The sequence below is a fragment of the Streptomyces prasinopilosus genome (assembly GCF_001419695.1).
GTDB lineage: Bacteria > Actinomycetota > Actinomycetes > Streptomycetales > Streptomycetaceae > Streptomyces > Streptomyces prasinopilosus.
In genome coordinates this window covers 1-6,682 of record NZ_LIRG01000098.1, presented here as the reverse complement: position 1 = coordinate 6,682, position 6,682 = coordinate 1, and the positions used below count along the sequence as shown (strand labels likewise).

Sequence of the window (6,682 nt, the reverse complement as noted above, 5' to 3'; positions counted from 1 at the left end):
TGCGCGCGGTCCTGTGGCAGCCGCGCCAGCGCCTGCCACAGGACCGCGCGCAGTTCGGTGCCGCGCATCGCGTCCGTGTCGCCCACCGTCTCCGGCAGTTCCTCGGTCGGGTACTCGTTCAGCTTGCGGCGGCGCCACGCGCTGATGTGCAGGTTGGTCATGGTGCGGCGGAGGTACCCGCCGACCGCGGCCTTGTCACTGATCCGGTCCCACGCCCGGTAGGTCGAGAACAGGGCGCTCTGCAGCAGGTCCTCGGCCTCGAAGCGGTCGCCGGTCAGGTGGTAGGCGGTCGCGTACAGGGAGGCGCGCCGCTCCCGGACGTAGGCGGTGAACTCCGCCTCCGGCAGCGAGCGACGCTCCCCCTGCTCCTCCCCGTACGCGCTTCCCCCGTGCGTTTCCCCCGTACCCCCCGTGGGCGCGTCGATCACCGTCATGAAGCCGGTGTGACGCCCGGTGCCGCGACCGCACCCCCGCTTGGTCGCGGCACCGGTCTTCTCCCCACCCCGGTGCACGTCGTGCAGACGCGTGACAACCGCGCTGTTGCCGGTGCCGTGCAGCGTGTTCATCTCGCGCCCCCCGTCGTGGACTTCCGGTGTGTTCGTCTTGCGGTGCCGCTCGCCGTCCTGGCGATGACGAGAATCCTTCCGGGGCGACTTCATCGCCGTGTCCGCCGACTGTCACAGGCCTGTCACAGGAGCCGCCCGGGACGGGGAGCCTCCGCCGCCCCGCCCTCTCCACGGGTGTCGGCGCACGTAGCCGCTCTTATCAGGTCCCAACGGGCATCTGCCCCCACGGGTCGAACAGGGAGCCCTCCATGGGCCAGAATGAGACCGTGCCTTCCCTGTTGCTGATCGAGGACGACGACGCCATCCGCACGGCCCTGGAGCTCTCCCTGACGCGCCAGGGCCACCGTGTGGCGACCGCTGCCAGTGGTGAGGACGGTCTGAAGCTGCTGCGCGAGCAGCGGCCGGATCTGATCGTGCTGGACGTGATGCTGCCCGGCATCGACGGATTCGAGGTGTGCCGGCGCATCCGGCGCACCGACCAGTTGCCGATCATCCTGCTGACCGCGCGCAACGACGACATCGACGTCGTGGTCGGCCTGGAGTCCGGTGCCGACGACTACGTGGTCAAACCCGTGCAGGGCAGGGTGCTGGACGCCCGGATCCGGGCGGTGCTGCGCCGCGGGGAGCGGGAGTCCAGCGACTCGGCGAGCTTCGGCAGCCTGGTCATCGACCGCTCGGCGATGACCGTGACGAAGAACGGCGAGGACCTGCAGCTGACCCCGACCGAGCTGCGCCTGCTGCTCGAACTGAGCCGTCGCCCCGGCCAGGCGCTGTCCCGGCAGCAGTTGCTGCGGCTGGTGTGGGAGCACGACTACCTGGGCGACTCGCGGCTCGTGGACGCCTGCGTGCAGCGGCTGCGCGCCAAGGTCGAGGACGTGCCGTCGTCCCCGACGCTGATCCGCACGGTCCGGGGTGTGGGCTACCGGCTGGACCCGCCTCAGTGACACAGAAGCAACAGGATTCACGGGAACGGCGCGAGCGCGAGGAGCACCGGGAACACCACGACGGGGCCCGCGGCTGGTCCGCGGCCCGCGGGGGCGTCTGGTCCCGGCTGCGCTTCACCAGCCTGCGGCTGCGGCTCGTCGTCGTCTTCGGCCTGGTCGCGCTCACCGCCGCGGTGTCCGCGTCGGGCATCGCGTACTGGCTCAACCGCGAGGCGGTGCTCACCCGCGCCCAGGACGCGGTCCTGGGCGACTTCGAGCAGGAGATGCAGAACCGGGCGGGTGCGCTGCCCGAGCGGCCGACGCAGGAGGAACTGCAGTACACCGCGGACCAGATGGCCAACAGCAGCCAGCGGTTCTCGGTGCTGCTGATCGCCGAGGACCCGCAGGGCCGCACCGTGTACGGCGGTTCGGGCGGGCTGAGCGGCTTCTCGCTGCAGGACGTGCCGGTCTCGCTGCGCGAGGCCGTGAACGAACGGCAGAAGATCACCTCGACCAACAAGTACGCGTACCACCTGTACTGGCAGCGGATCGTCGACGGCGACACCCCCTACCTGGTGGCGGGCACCCGGACGATCGGCGGCGGGCCGACCGGCTACCTGCTCAAGTCGCTGGAGCCCGAGGCCAAGGACCTCAACTCGCTCGCCTGGTCGCTGGGGATCGCCACCGGGCTCGCGCTGATCGGCTCCGCGCTGCTGGCGCAGGCCCTGGCGACGACCGTGCTGAAGCCGGTGCAGCGGCTCGGGACGGCCGCCCGGCGGCTCGGCGAGGGCAAGCTGGACACCCGGCTGCAGGTGTCGGGGACCGACGAACTGGCCGACCTGTCACGGACGTTCAACAAGGCGGCCGAGGCCCTGGAGAAACGGGTGGCCGACATGGCCGCCCGGGACGAGGCGTCCCGCCGGTTCGTCGCGGACATGAGCCACGAACTGCGCACCCCGCTGACCGCGATCACGGCCGTGACGGAAGTCCTCGAGGAGGAGCTGGAGTTCGAGGGCGGCGGGATCGACCCGATGATCGAGCCCGCCGTGCGGCTCGTGGTCAGTGAGACGCGGCGGCTCAACGACCTGGTCGAGAACCTGATGGAGGTCACCCGCTTCGACGCGGGCACCGCCCGCCTCGTCCTCGACGACGTCGACATCGCCGACCAGATCACCGCCTGCATCGACGCCCGCGCCTGGCTGGACGCGGTCGAACTGGACGCGGAGCGCGGCATCCACGCCCGGATCGACCCCCGCCGGCTGGACGTGATCCTCGCCAACCTCATCGGCAACGCGCTCAAGCACGGCGGCTCCCCGGTGCGGGTGTCGGTGCGGGAGGAGAACGCGGCCGAGGACGTGCACGGGAGCGGGAGCGACCGCGCGGGCGGCGCCGGGGCGGTGACGGACGACGCCGCGGGCGGCGGGACGGAACCCGGAACCGGCGCCGAGGACGGAGGCGGAGGCACGGTGATCATCGAGGTGCGGGACCAGGGACCGGGCATCCCCGAGGACGTCCTGCCGCACGTCTTCGACCGCTTCTACAAGGCCAGTGCCTCCCGGCCGCGTTCCGAGGGCAGTGGGCTCGGCCTGTCCATCGCGCTGGAGAACGCCCACGCCCACGGCGGCGAGATCACCGCGGCCAACGTTCCCGGGGGCGGCGCGGTGTTCACGCTGCGGCTGCCGCGCGACGTCTCCGCGCTGACGGAGGAGGACGCCGAGGGGGACGCGCGGGAGCGCGGGGGCCGCCCCCGGCGGGAGAACGCCGGGGGTGACGCGCGATGAACCGACGGCCGACGAACGGACGACCGGTGCGCGCGGGCCGCCTCCCCGGACTGCTCGGCGTCACCGTGCTCGGTGTGCTGCTCGCGGGGTGCGGGATACGGGCCACCGAGATACCGACCGACTTCGGTCCGGCGCCCTCCCGGGTGCGCTGCTCGCAGACCGAGGCGGACGCCGCCCCGGCGCCCGCGCAGGGCCTGCCGGCCCAGGTGTTCCTGCGCTGCGGCTCGTCCCTGGTGGCCGTCGACCGGACGGTACGGATGCCGGAGGGGACGGCGGACTCCGGTCAGCGGCGCGTCCGGGTCGCGCAGGGGCTGCTGGACCAGCTCTCGGCGCCGCCGGCGGCCGCCGAGAAGGAGGCCGGGTACACCACGAACGTGCGGGGCGGGATGACCGTGAGCGGTCCGCGGCCCGGCGACCCCCAGGACACGCTGCGGCTGAGCGTCCCGCCGGAGAACCTGACGTCCTACGCGCTCGCGCAGATCGTCTGCACGTTCTCCGACTCGGCGGCGGCCGAGGGCGACGGTTCGGTGATCCTGGGCGGCCGGGACGACGAGCGGGCCCGCCGCTACCGGTGCACGGACGAGGTCCGGGCCCGGCCGGGCAGCACGGAGCCCCCGTCCACGGTGGTCACCGGCGGGTGAGGCCCCGGGGGGACGACACCTCCGGGGGGCATCGCCCGCTCCGGGCGCGGAACGGGCGGTGTGCGCCCGCGCCGCACCCGTTCCGCGCCCCGCCTGCCCGTACCCGTTCCGCGCCCGGTCCGCGGGCGGAACTGTGGCGCACGACTCATCCGGCCACCGGGGTCCCGCGCGGAACCGATCCCGCCGGGGGCCGCGTCTAGGGGTTCGTGCAGCGTCAAGGCCCCGTCGGCGGCACCGCCGCGTTCCGTGTCCGTGTGACAGGAGGTCTCCTCCTGGCCGCGTATCTCGTGTTCGTCGCCTGGTGCACGCTGCGCCCTCTGCACGTCCCCTGGGTGGTGCCCTCCAACCTGCACCCCTTCCACGGCATCCGGGCGGACTTCGCGCTGGGCTGGGCGACGGGGGTCCGCCGGGTCGCCGAGGGACTGGCGCTGTTCGCGCCGCTCGGCGTGCTGCTGCCGATGACGGGGGGCAGGCTGGCCGTCTCGCCGGTGGGTTCGCTGATCCGCACCATGACCGCGGCGGCGCTGCTGTCGCTGGGCATCGAGATGCTGCAGACGGGGGTGCCGGGCCGAGTCGTGGACGTCGACGCGCTGATGCTGAACACCCTGGGGGCGGCCCTCGCGCATGCCGCCCTGGTGCCGGCTGGTCGCGCCTGGCTGCGCCGGCGGGCCCTGCAGCGCGTGGGGACGGAGATCCCCCGGGAGGAGCCGGCTCAGGGTCGGACCCCGACGATCGCCAGGGTCGGGATCGCCCCCTGGAGTGACGCTTTGCCCCCTTCGTCTCCGTAACGTGGAGTGCACAGGAGCAGCCGCACGGAAACCGGCCGGAACGGCTCCGGACCCGGGCCCGCAGGAGGGCCCCGTACCGGTCCCGGAGTCGTTCCCGGACCCCCGGCACCCGTGGGCCGCTCACCGGCACGACCGCGAAGGAGTTCACGATGTCCCGCCTCACCCGCCCCACCGACAACCGCGTGATCGGCGGCGTGTGCGCCGCGCTGGCCCGCCGCTACGGCACCTCCGCGACCACGGTGCGGGTCGTCTTCCTGGCCTCGTGCCTGCTGCCCGGTCCGCAGTTCCTGCTCTACCTGGCGCTGTGGATCCTGTTCCCCTCGGAGCACAAGGTCCGGACGAGCGCCTGGTGAGGCCCGCGTCCTCCCCGTGCACACGCCTGTGGGGCGCCCCCGGGCCGGGGGCGCCCCACAGGTCGCGGGTCCGCCGGGCTCCAGGCCCGGGCGGGACCCTCCCGGGACGTCAGCCGATGGGGAAGCCGTTGACGGAGCCCTGCAGCGGCATGCCTCCGAGCATGCCGGCGACCGGCTGCGCCGGACCGTCGGCGAGCTGCTGCCCGGTCTCCACCGCCTGCCCCGCTTCCGGGAGCGCGCCGGAGAGCTGCTCCGCCGGAAGGCTCTGGGTGGCGGTGTCCAGCGCCGGGAGGGCGTCCGGGACGGCCGGGGCGGCGGTGGCGGCACCCGCGCCGGCGGCGGCGAAGGCGGCACCGAGCGCGGCGACGCCGAGGGTCTTGGCGGCAGAATGCTTCATGAAGATGTTCCCTCGAGAATGGGGTACGGGGATGTGAGCGGTTCGGCGACCGTAATCAGACGGAGCCGCCGACCGCAAACACCGGAATGCGGGGGAAGGGCGGACGAAGCCCGCTTTCCCGAATCCCCGGAGTTCTCCCGCTCACCCCTCCGGGTCGACGGAACCGCTGGTGGGGGCGGTCTGCCGGAACAGCCATTCGGATTTCAGCTCGGCATAACCGGGCTTGACGACGTCATTGATCATGGCGAGCCGTTCATCGAAAGGAATGAACGCCGATTTCATCGCATTGACGGTGAACCACTGCAGGTCGTCGAGTGTGTAGCCGAATGCCTCGACCAGGTGCTCGAACTCCTGGCTCATGCTCGTGTGCGACATGAGCCGGTTGTCGGTGTTCACCGTGGCCCGGAAGTGCAGCCGGCGCAGCAGCCCGATGGGGTGCTCGGCGTAGGAGGACGCCGCCCCGGTCTGGAGGTTGGAGCTGGGGCACAGCTCCAGCGGGACGCGCTTGTCCCGGACGTAGGAGGCGAGCCGGCCGAGTTCGACGGTGCCGTCGTCGTGCACCTGGATGTCGTCGATGATGCGCACCCCGTGCCCGAGCCGGTCGGCACCGCACCACTGGAGGGCCTGCCAGATGGACGGCAGCCCGAAGGCCTCACCGGCGTGGATCGTGAAATGATTATTTTCGCGCTTCAGGTACTCGAAGGCGTCGAGGTGACGGGTGGGAGGGTAACCGGCCTCGGCGCCCGCGATGTCGAAGCCGACGACGCCCAGGTCCCGGTACCGGTTGGCGAGTTCGGCGATCTCCAGGGCGCGGGCCGCGTGCCGCATGGCGGTGAGCAGCGCGCCGACGCGGATGCGGTGGCCGTCCTCCCTGGCCCGCCGCTCCCCCTGCCGGAAGCCCTCGTCGACCGCCTCGACGACCTCTTCGAGGGTCAGCCCGCCCTCCAGGTGCTGCTCGGGCGCGTAGCGCACCTCGGCGTAGACGACACCGTCCGCGGCCAGGTCCTCGGCGCACTCGGCGGCGACCCGCACCAGGGCGTCCCGGGTCTGCATGACGCCGACGGTGTGCGAGAACGTCTCCAGGTAGCGCTCCAGGGAACCGGAGTCGGCGGCCTCCCGGAACCAGAGGCCGAGCTTGTCCGGTTCGGTCTCGGGGAGCGAGGAGTACCCGGCCTCCCGGGCCAGGTCGACGACGGTGCCGGGACGCAGGCCGCCGTCGAGGTGGTCGTGCAG

General features: G+C 72.7%; 8 protein-coding genes. 5 read left to right on the top strand and 3 right to left on the bottom strand.

The window, feature by feature from the left end; all coding sequences use genetic code 11:
• Positions 1-566 (bottom strand): SigE family RNA polymerase sigma factor (locus AOK18_RS05520; protein ID WP_055693576.1); only part of this gene is annotated, 566 nt, incomplete at its 3' end.
• Between the two features lie 266 nt (positions 567-832).
• On the opposite strand from AOK18_RS05520, the gene afsQ1 reads away from it, so the two are divergent.
• The 5 genes from afsQ1 (at position 833) to AOK18_RS05495 (ending at position 5,052) form a co-directional block, all read left to right on the top strand.
• Positions 833-1,510 carry a two-component system response regulator AfsQ1 gene (afsQ1, locus tag AOK18_RS05515; protein WP_029394402.1) on the top strand — a complete coding sequence of 226 codons (678 nt, stop codon included), beginning with the start codon at positions 833-835 and terminating at the stop codon, positions 1,508-1,510.
• Between the two features lie 107 nt (positions 1,511-1,617).
• Entirely contained in the window at positions 1,618-3,270 is a 1,653-nt protein-coding gene (locus AOK18_RS05510; RefSeq protein WP_420865581.1) for an ATP-binding protein, read from the top strand.
• Positions 3,267-3,911 carry a hypothetical protein gene (locus AOK18_RS05505; RefSeq protein ID WP_055693574.1) on the top strand — a complete coding sequence of 215 codons (645 nt, stop codon included), beginning with the start codon at positions 3,267-3,269 and terminating at the stop codon, positions 3,909-3,911. Before AOK18_RS05510 ends, AOK18_RS05505 begins: the two co-directional genes overlap by 4 nt.
• Before the next feature lie 206 nt (positions 3,912-4,117).
• Positions 4,118-4,699, top strand: coding sequence for a VanZ family protein (locus AOK18_RS05500; protein WP_055570890.1), 582 nt, complete (start codon positions 4,118-4,120; stop codon positions 4,697-4,699).
• 149 nt (positions 4,700-4,848) lie between these two features.
• A complete protein-coding gene (locus AOK18_RS05495) occupies positions 4,849-5,052 on the top strand; it encodes a PspC domain-containing protein (protein ID WP_055693573.1) in 204 nt (67 codons plus the stop codon).
• Between the two features lie 109 nt (positions 5,053-5,161).
• On the opposite strand, the gene AOK18_RS05490 is transcribed toward AOK18_RS05495, so the two are convergent.
• Both AOK18_RS05490 and AOK18_RS05485 read right to left on the bottom strand, forming a co-directional pair.
• Positions 5,162-5,449 carry a hypothetical protein gene (locus AOK18_RS05490; RefSeq protein ID WP_055693572.1) on the bottom strand — a complete coding sequence of 96 codons (288 nt, stop codon included), beginning with the start codon at positions 5,447-5,449 and terminating at the stop codon, positions 5,162-5,164.
• Between the two features lie 141 nt (positions 5,450-5,590).
• Positions 5,591-6,682 (bottom strand): adenosine deaminase (locus AOK18_RS05485; protein ID WP_055693571.1); only part of this gene is annotated, 1,092 nt, incomplete at its 5' end.

Excerpts from the sequence above, each read along its gene's own strand:
- AOK18_RS05505 (WP_055693574.1), top strand. The coding sequence starts at position 3,267 with ATGAACCGACGGCCGACGAACGGACGACCGGTGCGCGCGGGCCGCCTC.
- AOK18_RS05495 (WP_055693573.1), top strand. The coding sequence starts at position 4,849 with ATGTCCCGCCTCACCCGCCCCACCGACAACCGCGTGATCGGCGGCGTG.
- AOK18_RS05490 (WP_055693572.1), bottom strand. The coding sequence starts at position 5,449 with ATGAAGCATTCTGCCGCCAAGACCCTCGGCGTCGCCGCGCTCGGTGCC.